General features: G+C 40.5%; 11 protein-coding genes and 2 riboswitches. Of the genes, 8 read left to right on the forward strand and 3 right to left on the reverse strand.

From position 1 onward, the window contains the following. Positions 1-5: 5 nt before the first annotated feature. Positions 6-683 carry a response regulator transcription factor gene (locus AKG39_RS01005; RefSeq protein ID WP_050738496.1) on the reverse strand — a complete coding sequence of 226 codons (678 nt, stop codon included), beginning with the start codon at positions 681-683 and terminating at the stop codon, positions 6-8. 178 nt (positions 684-861) lie between these two features. Between AKG39_RS01005 and AKG39_RS01010 the strand changes: the two genes are divergently transcribed. Genes AKG39_RS01010 through AKG39_RS01020 form a run of 3 tightly spaced genes read left to right on the forward strand, consistent with a single transcriptional unit; the run spans position 862 to position 4,202 of the window. Next, positions 862-1,536 (forward strand): polyphosphate polymerase domain-containing protein, encoded by a 675-nt coding sequence (locus AKG39_RS01010; protein WP_050738497.1) that lies wholly within the window; start codon positions 862-864, stop codon positions 1,534-1,536. Between the two features lie 39 nt (positions 1,537-1,575). Continuing rightward, positions 1,576-2,247, forward strand: coding sequence for a DUF4956 domain-containing protein (locus AKG39_RS01015; protein ID WP_050738498.1), 672 nt, complete (start codon positions 1,576-1,578; stop codon positions 2,245-2,247). 14 nt (positions 2,248-2,261) lie between these two features. Next, entirely contained in the window at positions 2,262-4,202 is a 1,941-nt protein-coding gene (locus AKG39_RS01020; RefSeq protein WP_050738499.1) for a CotH kinase family protein, read from the forward strand. Positions 4,203-4,317: 115 nt separating this feature from the next. Here the strand turns inward: AKG39_RS01020 and AKG39_RS01025 are convergent, their stop codons facing one another. Together AKG39_RS01025 and AKG39_RS01030 are read right to left on the reverse strand one after the other, a co-directional pair. After that, the gene (locus AKG39_RS01025) at positions 4,318-4,749 is read right to left on the reverse strand and encodes a pyridoxamine 5'-phosphate oxidase family protein (RefSeq protein ID WP_050738500.1); all 432 of its coding nucleotides are present in this window, start codon (positions 4,747-4,749) and stop codon (positions 4,318-4,320) included. A 94-nt stretch (positions 4,750-4,843) separates the two neighbouring features. Next, positions 4,844-6,316, reverse strand: coding sequence for a deoxyguanosinetriphosphate triphosphohydrolase (locus AKG39_RS01030; RefSeq protein ID WP_050738501.1), 1,473 nt, complete (start codon positions 6,314-6,316; stop codon positions 4,844-4,846). A gap of 273 nt (positions 6,317-6,589) precedes the next feature. On the opposite strand from AKG39_RS01030, the gene hcp reads away from it, so the two are divergent. From hcp to AKG39_RS01055, 5 genes are all read left to right on the forward strand, one after another. Next, a complete protein-coding gene (hcp, locus tag AKG39_RS01035) occupies positions 6,590-8,305 on the forward strand; it encodes a hydroxylamine reductase (RefSeq protein ID WP_050738502.1) in 1,716 nt (571 codons plus the stop codon). 197 nt (positions 8,306-8,502) lie between these two features. Beyond that, positions 8,503-8,605: riboswitch (TPP riboswitch) on the forward strand. Positions 8,606-8,683: 78 nt separating this feature from the next. Continuing rightward, the gene (thiC, locus tag AKG39_RS01040; protein WP_050738503.1) at positions 8,684-10,006 is read left to right on the forward strand and encodes a phosphomethylpyrimidine synthase ThiC; all 1,323 of its coding nucleotides are present in this window, start codon (positions 8,684-8,686) and stop codon (positions 10,004-10,006) included. After that, positions 9,996-10,496 carry an energy coupling factor transporter S component ThiW gene (thiW, locus tag AKG39_RS01045; RefSeq protein ID WP_050738504.1) on the forward strand — a complete coding sequence of 167 codons (501 nt, stop codon included), beginning with the start codon at positions 9,996-9,998 and terminating at the stop codon, positions 10,494-10,496. Before thiC ends, thiW begins: the two co-directional genes overlap by 11 nt. A gap of 203 nt (positions 10,497-10,699) precedes the next feature. After that, entirely contained in the window at positions 10,700-12,562 is a 1,863-nt protein-coding gene (gene dxs / locus AKG39_RS01050; RefSeq protein ID WP_126981241.1) for a 1-deoxy-D-xylulose-5-phosphate synthase, read from the forward strand. 103 nt (positions 12,563-12,665) lie between these two features. After that, positions 12,666-12,781, forward strand: a riboswitch (molybdenum cofactor riboswitch). A gap of 400 nt (positions 12,782-13,181) precedes the next feature. Next, a partial coding sequence (locus AKG39_RS01055; RefSeq protein WP_152912161.1) for a (2Fe-2S)-binding protein occupies positions 13,182-13,986 on the forward strand: 805 nt, incomplete at its 3' end.

Below are 13,986 nucleotides of genomic sequence, written 5' to 3' on the forward strand. Positions count from 1 at the left end.
CCTTTTTACTCGCTTTCTCTCATTTCCAAAAAATAGCCGATACCTCGGTTTACTTTTATCTGAACCTTTGAGCCCAGAAAATTAATTTTCTTCCGGACAAAGGAAATGTATACCTCAACATTGTTGTATTCTGACGCATCATCAAAACCCCAAACCTTTTCGATTAACTGTTCTTTTGTAAGAATTTGTTTGGGGTTAAGCATCAGTGTTTCGAGCAGCACAAATTCTTTCAGTCCAAGCTTTATGGAAGCTGTGCAAAAAATCTCCCGCGACTGCCTTCTCAGAGTCAAGTCGCCAAAAGATAAGTCCTGCTCGACTATCTCGCCTTTTCTGCGTGTCATGGCACGGACTCTGGCGAGTAATTCCCCGGTTTGAAAGGGTTTGGTCAGATAATCATCGGCTCCGTTGTCGAGACCTTTAATTTTGTCTTCCAGCTCGGCCTTCGCTGTCAGCATTAGAACCGGGGTCTGCACCTTAGCTTTTCGGAGCTCTTTTAAAACTTCAATACCATTTTTTTTTGGAAGCATAATATCAAGGATCACAATATCATAAATACCGGAAAGGGCATAGTCCAAACCGCTGACACCGTCCATCATAACATCTATACAATAGTTTTCTTTTGTAAATATGGCTTTAAGCGCTTCCGCTAAACCGCATTCATCTTCGACTAGCAGTATCCTCATATGGAAAACACCTCCTATGATGTTTAATTGTACCATTTATAGTTGAATGAATCTTGAACATTACCTTAAAGAACAATAGGTTCAATGTTTTTTCAAGGTTGTTTCTCTATCATAGCACTGTGTTAATAAAATGTTAAATTGATGTTAAATAAATGTTAATTAATAAGGAGGTTAAGACATGAATTTCAGACATGAACACAAGCACTACATCAACTACCTGGATTACCTGATGATCCGAAGCAAGCTGAAAGCGATTATGAAACCTGATGCAAATACAAACGCAGATGGCGAATATCAAATTCGCAGCTTGTATTTTGATAACTACAATGATACGGCATTGCAGGAAAAAATCAATGGCATCAACCATCGGGAAAAGTTTCGCATACGCTGTTACAATAACAATTTCTCATTTATAAACCTTGAGAAAAAAAGCAAGATAAACGGACTTTGTTCGAAGTTGAAGACGCCTATTACCAGGGAGCAGACCGAAGCAATTCTTTCGAACAAAACAGCATGGATGGGAAAAAGCGAGTCTCCCCTAATCGTTGAATTATACTCAAAAATGAAGTCGGGACATCTCAGACCAAAAACTATTGTGGATTATATGAGGGAGGCTTATATTTATGGGCCGGGAAATGTCCGTGTTACCATTGATCGAGATGTCCGGACAGGATTGTTCAGCACAGACATGTTTAATACTAATTTGCCAACGGTTCAAACCGGCGTTTCCCAAATTTTACTGGAGGTGAAATACGATAACTTTTTACCAGAGGTCATCTCAAACATTGTCCAGTTGGACGGCAGACGGCAAACAGCTTTTTCTAAATATGCAGTCAGTCGAATATTTGGATAAGGACAGAGAATAAAATCAACTAATAGGAGAAATTTAACAATGAGTTTTAGTGATATTTTTCAATCGGATTTTTTAGAAAATGCAGCAGCCGTATCAATCCTTGATACCGTAATTGCAATGGTACTTGCCTTTGGCATCGGGATGTTTATATTTCTGGTGTATAAAAAAACCTATAAAGGCGTCATGTTTTCCTCAGGTTTTGGTGTAACCCTGGTTGCTCTGACAATGATTTCCACCTTCGTTATCCTTGCGGTCACCACCAATGTGGTGCTTTCTTTGGGGATGGTCGGCGCCCTTTCAATCGTTCGTTTTAGAACGGCGATCAAGGAACCCCTTGATATTGCTTTTGTATTTTGGTCAATCGCATCGGGGATTGTTCTGGCGGCTGGGATGATCCCGCTGGCTGTCTTCGGAAGTGTGATGATTGGTATTATTCTGCTGATCTTTGTAAACAGAAAACCAACCGATATGCCCTATATTATTGTTGTCAATTGCAATAACAAAGAGGCGGAATCCAAGGTGAAAAGCTTTATTGACGAAAATGTCACAAAAAGTATTATGAAAAATAAAACCGTTTCAAAAGATAGTATTGAGCTGAATATTGAGGTGCGGCTAAAAAATGATAATACGGATTTCATTAACAGCGTCGTCGATCTTGAGGATGTGAATCATGCGGTGCTTGTGAGCTATAATGGGGAATTTATGAATTGAAAGAGGTGGCATAATTGGTAAACAACAAAAATATCAATCGGGTTTGCATCATCATTGGTATTGTGACTGTTATCATTGCCGTTGTCTTTTCCTATTTTGGGGAGTCCCTTGGTATCACCGCAACCACTGCGGATTTATCCTATGTTACGACACTCTTTGATGACAGCACCGTACATGCAATTGATATTGAGATCAGTGAGGACGACTGGAATACGTTACAGGAGACGGCAACAGATGAAGAATACCAGCGCTGTGCAGTTACGATTGACGGTGAAAAAATAAGTAATGTTGCCATTCGGCCAAAGGGAAATTCCTCTCTTTCCAGTGTGGCATCAACAGAATCTGAGCGGTATAGCTTTAAGATTGATTTTGACGAATACAGCGATGGTTTAAGTTATAATGGACTTGATAAACTCAATTTAAACAATGTCATATCCGACAATACCTACCTTAAAGATTACCTGAGCTATAACATGATGGCTTATATGGGGGTGGACGCGCCACTTACCAGTTTTGTCAGAGTTTCTGTCAATGGCGAATATTTCGGTCTTTACCTTGCCGTTGAAGACGTTGAAGAGGCATTTGCCCAGCGAAATTACGGGACGGATACTGGAAATATTTATAAACCGGACAGTATGAATTTGAATGATGAAAACGGTATGGGTGGCGGAAATGGCGAAATGCCGGATATGTCCAATAGGCCAGACATGCTGCCGACAACAGACACAAACCAAGCTACGGATACTACCCCAAAAATCGATGCAACCTCTCAAACACAGGAGTTGCCGAATATGGATCAAATGCCTGATATGGGTAATATGCCTGGTGGGAATTCCGGTAATGATGTGGCATTGATTTACTCGGATGATGAGCTATCAAGCTATGATAACATTTGGAGTAATGCGGTTTTTGATGTCACCAATGCTGACAAAGAGACGCTGATTGATTCCATAAAAAAGTTGAATGCAGGAGAAAATCTGGAAGACGTTGTAGATGTGGAAGAAGTGTTAAAATACTTTGTGGTTCATAGCTTTGTCGACAATTTTGACAGCTATACCGGAAGTATGAAACATAATTATTATCTCAGGGAAGAAGACGGTCAGATATCTGTGATTGCCTGGGATTACAACCTGGCGTTTAGTGCCTTCAGCGGTGGCGGCATGGGTGGCAGAACAACTACCACTGCCGTCAGCAGTACAGATGAAGCCACAACCCTAGTGAACTATCCCATTGATACACCGGTGTCCGGAACAACCATGGAGGAAAGACCATTATTAAATGAACTGCTTGAAAACGACGAATATTTGGCGCTATATCACCAATATTACCAGGAGTTCATTACTGGTTATTTCGATAGCGGGGAGTATGAAGCAGTTATTGACAATGCGGTATCGCTCATATCAACCTATGTTGAAGATGATCCTACTGCCTTCTGCACCTATGACGAGTATGAAAACGGGGTTGCAGTTTTAAAACAATTCTGTGATCTTCGAGCTGAAAGTATTAGCGGCCAACTGGCTGGAACCATTCCAGCAACAACAACGGGGCAGTCAGAACAACCTGATACGCTTATTGATGCAAGTACCATTGATATTGCGGCAATGGGAAGTAATTTAATGGGTAAGGACATGAATACAGAGAATACAGCAGGTACGGCAATCACTGAAACTGCTGAAAACTCAGAGAAAATAAACAACGCAATGGCAGGTCAACGTCCCACAAATTTACCAAATGATAAAGCAGCAGTAACTGGCGGTGAAACAGCAACTGAAACAAAAGATGCCACAGCTGTAACAAACGAGACATCCGCTATGCCGGACAACAAAAATGGGATGGTAAATCCCAATGGTAATGCAGCAGCGACGAACTTTGATATTTCTTCATTAATCTTAATAGGAATCTCTTTCCTTGTTTTAGGTGGAGGAATACTGGCAACGAAAATATATAAGCGATAAGAATATTCTGCTTTATTAAAAAAGATGCAGTTCCTAAAATAAGGAGCCGCATCTTTTTAATTGACAAAACCTTCCGAAAATTAGTGGAAATTCAGTAGAATGATTCAAGGAGATTTTATAAATTTCCCTGAAATGAATCAATTGGCCCATCTAAAAGCAAATATGAGTTTAATTTGATACTAAAGACAACACAGTTTGGATTTTCGAGAATAGCGTTCAGTTCCAAATGATCATCGGCTAAATGTGTCTTTATCCTTTGCATTTCAGAAGCCGCCAAGGGTTGAAAAGATCCTTCAAAAGTAACTGATGCGATCTTTTCTTCCGGAGATGCGCCAGGGTTTTGACGGGTATCAACCAGTACACTCACCCTGGGATTCGCCAGAAGATTCTTAAATTTCCTGGATGCCAGAGTGGATACCATGTAAAGCACGCGCAGATCATCATTGGGAATATATGTCATCAAAGAGCAATACGGTTTCCCGCCTCCTTCCGTACATAAAACACAGAGGGTGTTCTCACGAAGAATTTTTTCTACCTTTTCTAACATTTTTGCGCCCTTCCTAGGTATAGGGCGAATCAAGGGCTGCTGACCTTGATTCGCCAAAACCGATTTAATAAATTTTGACGATGGGGTTTAGAAATTATTTATATAGTCCGCTGAGTTCCTGGTAGAGATTTTTTGCATAGGAATCCGTCATGCCGCAGATAAAATCGGTGACAAGCAGTAAGCGCAAATACAGGTTATGGATCGGATCGGTTGTTTTTGATTTTAGGTAATTTTCTTTATAATTCTCGGAAATCAAATTCGTTAAATTGTGTTCGGCTTTGGTTTGTTTATATCCTGAATTATTTTCGCTTTCTTCTTCAAAATATATGATGGCCGGGATAAACTTATCAAGCAAAGAATTTAATATGCTTTGTGCTCCCAGCTCCATTTTGATGATCTTTGGTGTGGAATAAACAAATTTATGCATGGCACCTTTTAGAATACGGATGGTTCCGCCGTGAAAAGATTCTTCAAAAATATCTTTTTTAAAAGTGCCCTCCATAATTTCCGTATATGAATTGGTAAAGCCATAGGCTGCACAAAACATGAGCCAATCCCGAACATGACTGATCCAATTTTGAAAAATCAAAATTTCTTTGCTATTTTCGTGTTTGAACTCCTCTTTTAATTCACTGAATTTTTCAATAAGTAAATTTGATTTCTCTATTTGTTCCTTCGTAATAAGATCCGCTTTTTCATAATCACGAAGTTCATTTTTAAAAAACTCAACAAAGGTTTCAATTGAAAAGAAGTTTTTCTTAAAGGCATCCTCAAGGTCGGCGGTGGCATAGGCAATGTCATCGGCAGCTTCAAGAATGAAGGTAAGCGGATGACGATAGTAGGTGTTTTTAATCTTGGTGCCGGTATCCCTGGCGATTTTTGAAAACTCGTTGTTTTCGGATAGATAATACCCAAGCTTATGGAGTTTTATATCCGCATCGTTTTCGTTAATCCGCAAAGAATCAGTGGGGTATTTAACGACTGTATTCAATACCGATGTGGTTAAATTTAATCCAAAATCACTGTCAAGATGGTGTAATTTTATGACCAGACGCAGAGCTTGGGCGTTTCCTTCAAAATTATAGAAATCGTTTTTCATTTGATTTGTAAGAATAGCATTCAGTGGTTTATCCATATAAGTGTAATCTTTCATATTGTTGATGAACCAATCCCGAATGATAACTTCGCCAAAATGACCGAACGGCGGATTGCCGATATCATGAAGCAAGCCCCCGCACATGGCAATATCTCCGGCTAAAACGGCCTGATCCGAGGATATTTCGTAAAGGGTATCCTTCTGATAGATTGATATATTCTTGGTGATCATTGCTGTTAACTGTTTGGCCAGAGACGATGTTTCAATTGAATGGGTCAGTCGTGTTCTCACAAAATCGCTTTTCTCCAGGGGAAACACCTGGGTCTTATCCTGCAATCGACGAAAAGAAGCACTGTTGATAATCCGCCAATAGTCTTTTTCAAATTCACTCATATGATACTTAACAGGATCATAGGGTGGATTAATTTTGCTGCCAAGACGAGTGTCTGCTAATAGTTTTTTCCATTCCATTCCAAGTTTTCCCTTCTGAAAAAATAAGTTAATACACAAATCCAACAGATTTGTTGGATTGAATTAAGTAATTAGTTGAATTATCATTGATTTTATCATATCCAATAAATAAATCAATTAATTTGAAGAATTTACAATCGTTGCATTTGCAACGGCATTGAAAAATTTAATCAGGTATAATAGCGTTATAAAGAAGCAGTTGTTCCAGAAAAAGTTTAATCAGTTTAATTTTAATGAATAAAAAATATATGAAAATTAAGGAGAAATAATACAATGAGTATGTTTTGCTATCAATGTCAGGAAGCGGCCAAAGGAAAAGGTTGCAGTGTAAAAGGTGTTTGCGGTAAAAATGAAGAGGTTGCAAAACTTCAGGATCTTTTGATTTATACCCTTAAAGGCGTTTCTGAAATCGTCATAAAGGGAAAATTGAACCCAGCGGAATTGGGCGATGTCAACCATGAAGTGCTGAAAAGTATGTTTATGACCATTACCAATGCAAATTTTGACGCCGTTGCTTTTGAAAAAGAAATTAAAAAGATGCTGACGCTGAGAAATAACCTCAGAGATATGGTGGATGCTGCCAACAAAAAAGGCTCGCCTAACTTTTTCCAAAAACTGCTTGGCCTCAAAAAAGAGCAAAGCGGAAAAACCATAGCGGTTGCAGATTTACATAATGCAGCTAAATTCGAAGTTTCGTCTAAGGCTGAAATGCTGAAGAAGGCAGCTACAGTAGGGGTATTAGCCACCGAAAATGAAGATGTCCGGTCACTGCGAGAATTAATCATATACGGATTAAAGGGTTTAGCAGCCTATGCAGAACACGCATTGAATCTGGGTAAGGAAGATGACACGGTGTATGCCTTTATCTATGAAGCATTGGCAGCAACCCTTAATGACACCCTTTCCGCCGATGATCTGGTAGCATTGACCCTGAAAACAGGACAATTCGGCGTCACCGCCATGGCGCTTCTGGATGAAGCCAACACATCTAAATACGGTCACCCTGAAATCACCGAAGTAAACATCGGCGTAAAAAAGAACCCGGCAATTTTAATCTCTGGTCATGACCTCACTGATCTTGAGCAACTGCTTGAGCAAACAAAAGGCACCGGCATTGATGTTTACACCCACAGCGAAATGCTGCCGGCGCACTACTACCCTGGCTTTAAGAAATACGACAACTTTGTCGGGAACTACGGGAATGCATGGTGGAAACAGATTGAAGAATTTGAATCCTTTAACGGTCCCATTCTTTTCACCACAAACTGTATTGTACCGCCCAAAAGTGATGAAGTCAGATCTCGAATCTTTACCACCGGAGCTTCCGGACATCCGGGATGTGTGCACATTGAAGCCGACGCCAATGGGAAAAAAGATTTTTCCAAGATCATTGAACTGGCCAAAAGGCTAAAGGCGCCAACCGAAATCGAAACCGGTAAAATCGTCGGCGGTTTTGCGCATGAACAGGTTTTTGCCCTGGCCGATAAGGTTGTGGATGCCGTTAAATCCGGAGCTATCAAAAAGTTCTTTGTTATGGCAGGCTGTGACGGAAGAATGAAGTCAAGAGATTATTACACCGAATTTGCCCAAAATATCCCGGCAGATACGGTTATTCTGACCGCCGGCTGTGCTAAATACCGTTACAACAAGCTTCAATTAGGGGATATTGGCGGGATTCCAAGAGTCCTCGATGCCGGTCAGTGTAACGATTCCTACTCACTTGCATTAATTGCCCTGAAACTGAAAGAAGTGTTCGAACTCAACGATATTAATGATCTTCCCATTGCCTACAACATTGCATGGTATGAGCAAAAGGCAGTCATTGTACTGTTGGCACTGCTGCATCTCGGCGTGAAAAATATTCATCTGGGACCCACACTCCCCGCATTTTTATCACCAAACGTTGCGAATGTTCTAATTGAAACATTTGGAATTGCCGGTATCGGTACTGTCGATAATGACATCGCTGCTTTCATGGATGCAGTTTAAAAAGCCAGTAAAATAAGTCCTGGGGACAATGATTTACCATTGTCCCCAGGACGGCTTTGTCAACAAACTCACTAATTGAGATTTACTCAATAGGGGTTTCTTAATTTCCGAATAATTTGCTTTCATGAAATTTGTAAAACAATTTGATTCTTTACTTAGAATTCATTCTATGGTACACTATAAAAAATTAAATATTGTAAAAACGCTTGGGGTGCCGAAAGGCTGAGAGAAAACTATGTTTTTAACCCATTGAACCTGATATGGTTAGCACCATCGTAGGGAAGGCATTGATTTTTAGGAATTATTTGACCCGCCCATACTGGTGCGGGTTTTTATTTTGCCGTTTTTAACAAAAATCAGTATGAAGAGGAGAAAGAAATGAATTACACTACCCAAATGGATGCAGCACGAAAAGGTATGATGACAAAGGAAATGAAACAGGCAGCGGCCTCGGATGCTTTGAGTCCCCAGGAACTGATGGCGGAAATTGCCGCCGGCCGTGCGGTTATACCCGCCAATAAAAATCACAAAAATTTAATACCAAAAGCCATCGGCAAGGGTTTAACAACCAAAATAAATGTTAATCTCGGGATCTCCGAAGACTGCAGCAATTTCGACAATGAGATTGACAAGGTGAAAACCGCAGTGACGATGAAAGCAGATGCAATCATGGATCTAAGCTGTTACGGCAAGACGCAGGAATTCCGGCAGTTGATTGTTGAAACCTCAGGTGCCATGCTTGGCACCGTACCGATATACGATGCCATTGGTTATTTTGATAAAAATTTGACGGATATTACTGCAGCAGAATTTTTAAGGATTGTGGAAGTACATGCCCGGGATGGCGTCGATTTTATGACCATCCACGCCGGAATTAATCGGGAAACGGCTCGACGCTTTAAAAAGTCGGGCAGACTTACAAACATTGTGTCCCGTGGGGGTTCTCTGCTCTTTGCATGGATGGAGCAAACCGGTAATGAAAATCCGTTTTATGAGCATTATGATAAAATTCTGGATATATTTGAAAAATATGATGTCACCATTAGTCTCGGGGATGCCTGCCGTCCCGGATGTATTAATGATGCCACTGATGCCGCTCAAATTGAAGAACTGATTGTTCTTGGTGAGCTGACAAAACGCGCTTGGGACAGAAATGTTCAGGTGATGATCGAGGGACCTGGACATATGGCCCTCAATGAAATTACTGCCAATATGCTGTTGATGAAAAAGCTTTGCCATGGCGCGCCGCTATATGTTTTGGGACCGATTACCACTGATATTGCCCCGGGTTATGATCACATAACCAGTGCCATCGGCGGTGCTTTGGCGGCTGCCAGCGGAGCGGACTTTCTTTGCTATGTAACCCCGGCTGAGCATTTGTGTTTGCCGGATATGGATGATATGAAAGAAGGCATTATCGCAGCAAGGATTGCCGCCCACAGCGGGGATATTGCCAAAGGAATCAGGGGTGCGACGGATATCGACTATAAAATGAGTACCGCCCGTAAAAATCTTGACTGGGAAGGGATGTTTGAGTTGGCTTTAGATCCAGTAAAACCGCGCCGTTATCGTAAAAGTTCACAACCGGAACATGAAGACAGCTGCACAATGTGCGGGAAGTTATGTGCGGTTCGGACCATGAACAGTGTATTAAGTGGAAAAAAGGTGGAGTTAAAGGAAGATGATTGTCATGCGAACTAGAAAATTAGCCCTTGCAGGGATGTATGCTGCAGTCGGCGTTGTTTGTTCAACATTTTATATCCCCATCGGCATAACAAAATGCTTTCCGGTACAGCATATGATTAACGTGCTTTGTGCGGTGACATTAGGTCCGGCGTATGCGGTAATGTGTGCGTTTGTCATTTCACTTACCAGAAACTTACTGGGAACCGGAACGCCTCTTGCATTCATGGGCAGTATGGTTGGCGCTTTATTTGCGGGAATGCTCTATCAGAAGACTAAAAAAATTCATTTTGCAGCACTCGGGGAGATGTTTGGTACCGGCATTATCGGAGCGTTGCTTTGTTATCCGGTGGCGCATTTTTTACTTGGAAATACCACCGTGGCCTGGTTCGGATTTGTGATTCCTTTTTCCGTCAGCACCATTTGTGGCGCGGGTATTGGTTATATTCTTTTAATTGCTCTTAATCGGGCCACAAAAGGGTCAATGCTTAAAGGGACAATCGAATAAAAAACTGTTTGAACCCCATAATTTAACAGACCTGTGAAAATATTATAGAAGAAAGACATTATATTCATTTGAATTAAAGACGTAGCATTGTATAATTAAGTTAATAGACTTCTTAGTATTGCAAAGTTACCGCTTAAGGCTGAAAAAAATGGAAAAGAGTATAATGTAAGTTCTATATTGTAACAGTGAAAGGATTATGGAAATTGAGTATATTAAAGAATATATCATCTCCCGAGGATATGAAAGAGCTAAGTTATAGTGATCTTGATATGCTTGCCGGGGAACTTCGAAATAAAATCCTTGAAACGGTATCAAAGAACGGTGGGCATTTAGCATCTAATTTAGGTGTTGTGGAAATGACAATTGCCATCCATCGTGTTTTTGACGCACCCAAGGATCAAATTGTCTTAGATGTTGGTCATCAAAGCTATGTGCATAAACTTCTGACCGGAAGGCAAAATCAATTCGACACCCTTCGTCAATGGAAAGGATTGTCAGGCTTTACAAATAGGAATGAAAGCGTCTATGATCCCTTTGGGGCAGGCCACTCCGGGACCTCAATTTCGGCAGCAATAGGTTTGGCCTCGGCGAATCGACTCAATGGAAATGACAAATATGTGATTGCCGTTGTCGGGGATGGTTCGTTTACCAATGGTATGATTTATGAGGCTTTAAATAACTGCACCAAGAATGATTTAAAACTGATTATTGTACTTAATGATAATGAGATGTCAATATCTGAAAATGTTGGCGGATTATCTACGTATTTATCTAAGATTCGAACGAGCAAAAAGTATTTTGCGCTAAAACGTAAGACCCAGTCATTTTTTCATAAAATACCCATTGTTGGTGATAAGTTAGTTCATGGCACAAGATGTTTAAAAAATCATATTAAAAAAAGAGTGGTGTTTGAGAACTTATTTGAACATCTCGGACTTGATTATTTGGGACCCGTCGATGGGTCCGATATTAAAAAACTGGAAACTGTGCTGAATGAGGCAAAAGAAAAAAATAAATGCTGTCTGGTACATGTGCTTACGGTTAAAGGGAAAGGCTATAAACCCGCAGAAGAGCATCCTGAAGTTTATCATTCGGTTGGTACCTTTGATTTAAAAAAAGGGATTGATATTAGCAAAAAAAGCACCACTTTTTCATCGGTATTTGGAGAAATACTCTGTAAAGAGGCAGAACAGAATGAATCGATTTGTGCAATTACTGCGGCGATGGCCACCGGAACCGGCTTGGAGGATTTTGAGTCAACTTATCCAAAACGGTTTTTTGATGTGGGCATTGCCGAAGAACACGCGGTTACTTTTTGCGCAGGTCTTTCGGCCAATCAGAAAACCCCGGTTTGTGCCATTTATTCAACATTTGTTCAAAGAGTCTACGATCAATTGATTCATGATGTGGCGATACAGAAATTGCCCATGATTATGGCGTTGGATCGATGTGGACTTGTTCCCGGGGACGGGATTACCCACCAGGGTATTTATGATTGTTCCTATTTATCCACCATCCCTTTAATTGAGATATTTAGCCCGGAAACCTACGATGAAATGGCTCAGGCTTTTAATTATGGATTTCATCACAATCGTTTAGTGGTCGTTCGCTATCCAAAGGGCTCGGAACTCGATTATGATCGCAGTGATTACAAATCTTTGGGTGAAGCAAGTTACATGGATTTTTCAACAGATAACTATGATATTGCAATTATTACCTACGGCAGAGTTACTAAAAATGCCTACGATGCCATTGCCTTATTGAATAATAAGTGCCGCGTGCGCTTAATAAAGCTGATGAAGGTCTATCCCCTTGATTCCGAAAACATCGTTTCATTAGTTGAAGATGCGAAAATGGTTTACATCCTTGAGGAAGGGATAAAAAGCGGTGGAATAGCTGAAAAATTAGCTTCCAAATTTGCCCAAAACCATCGCATGCGTTCAAAAAAAATAGTAATTCGCGCCATTGAAAACCCCTTATTTGAACAAGGCGATCTTTCTTCGCTGTACGCAAACTGTGGTTTTTTACCTGAACAGATTGCCGCTGAAATTTGTGATGTTTATTAATCAAATAGCATTCCCTGGGAAAATTTCAGAAAATTTTCAATTCAATAAAAGAATAGACTTTTTTAACTGAAAAGTATATAATTAAATCAAATTAAAACAAACCTAATAAAGATTGCTCCGAGCCTTTCATCCTAAAGCATTGCCATGGATAAAGGCCGATAGGGTATAAACGGAAACGTTTTTGCCTCCATGTTGGGAAGGAGTTAATACAATTAAAATCATAAAAGCAGAAATGTTTTTGACTTGGTTTGGAGCGTATTAATGAAGGCCAACAGGCCTTCTTTTTTAGTTCCAATTATTGTTTAAAATTTCTATGAGACAGTAATCGTTTTCACAACCAAGCTCCAACGCTTCCCGGAGCCAAGTTCAAGCTGACCAATAAAAAGGATATTCCAATTGTGGAATTACTAGACTGGGTGATGTATGTAAAAGAACGATTTTTGTCTCGGTTGGCCCAATAATCGTTGCAGGGAGTGATTAAAGAAGAAAGACATTGTTAAACACGGGCATGGCGGTTTAGGTATGGGGTATGATCCCTGTACCTATCCAAATTGCGGATTTGAAATAGGCGGCTTTATTAAAAATTAATATAGCAAAAAAATCAAATGGAGGTTCTAGAATGTTAAAGAAAACATTAATAATCAATGGTGTGAAAAGAACGGTGATTGCTGATGCTGAAACAAGCTTAGCCAAGGTATTGCGAAAACAATTGGGCTTAACCGGCACAAAAGTCGGCTGTGGCAAAGGCGAATGTGGTTCATGTTCCGTTATCATGAATGAAAAAGTTGTAAGATCCTGTATCACTAAGATTAAGAAAATTCCAGATGAAGCTATAATTATTACAATTGAGGGTGTTGGAACTCAAGAAAATCTACATCCGCTGCAACTGTCATGGATGGTTAATGGTGGGGCTCAATGTGGGTTCTGTACGCCAGGTTTTATTATGTCAGCGAAAGGTTTACTTGAAGAAAATATTAATCCAACCCGGGAAGATGTTCGGGCATGGTTCCAGAAACATCACAATGTCTGTCGCTGCACCGGTTATATTCCACTGGTGGATGCGGTTATGGATGCAGCCCGTTTAATGCGAGGAGATATCACAAAAGAAGAGCTTTGGTTCCAACTGAAGGAAGGCGATTCCATGATGGGATCAGCTACCATACGTCCCTCTGCGTTGGCAAAAGTAACCGGAACCTGGGATTACGGTGCGGATTTAGGCTTGAAATTACCGGATAATACACTGCACATTAAACTGGTTCAGGCAACGGTATCCCATGCCAATATTATTTCCATCGATACCTCGGAAGCCGAAAAAATGCCGGGTGTCTTCAAGGTCATCACCTGGAAAGATGTTCCCGGAACCAACCGCATCAATGGTTTGGCCTTCCCAACCAATAAAGGAGATGGACTGGAACGACCGATTC

Source organism: Acetobacterium bakii (genome assembly GCF_001263355.1).
GTDB classification, from domain to species: domain Bacteria; phylum Bacillota; class Clostridia; order Eubacteriales; family Eubacteriaceae; genus Acetobacterium; species Acetobacterium bakii.

Excerpts from the sequence above, each read along its gene's own strand:
- AKG39_RS01005 (WP_050738496.1), bottom strand. The coding sequence starts at position 683 with ATGAGGATACTGCTAGTCGAAGATGAATGCGGTTTAGCGGAAGCGCTT.
- AKG39_RS01010 (WP_050738497.1), top strand. The coding sequence starts at position 862 with ATGAATTTCAGACATGAACACAAGCACTACATCAACTACCTGGATTAC.
- AKG39_RS01015 (WP_050738498.1), top strand. The coding sequence starts at position 1,576 with ATGAGTTTTAGTGATATTTTTCAATCGGATTTTTTAGAAAATGCAGCA.
- AKG39_RS01025 (WP_050738500.1), bottom strand. The coding sequence starts at position 4,749 with ATGTTAGAAAAGGTAGAAAAAATTCTTCGTGAGAACACCCTCTGTGTT.
- AKG39_RS01030 (WP_050738501.1), bottom strand. The coding sequence starts at position 6,316 with ATGGAATGGAAAAAACTATTAGCAGACACTCGTCTTGGCAGCAAAATT.
- hcp (WP_050738502.1), top strand. The coding sequence starts at position 6,590 with ATGAGTATGTTTTGCTATCAATGTCAGGAAGCGGCCAAAGGAAAAGGT.
- thiC (WP_050738503.1), top strand. The coding sequence starts at position 8,684 with ATGAATTACACTACCCAAATGGATGCAGCACGAAAAGGTATGATGACA.
- thiW (WP_050738504.1), top strand. The coding sequence starts at position 9,996 with ATGCGAACTAGAAAATTAGCCCTTGCAGGGATGTATGCTGCAGTCGGC.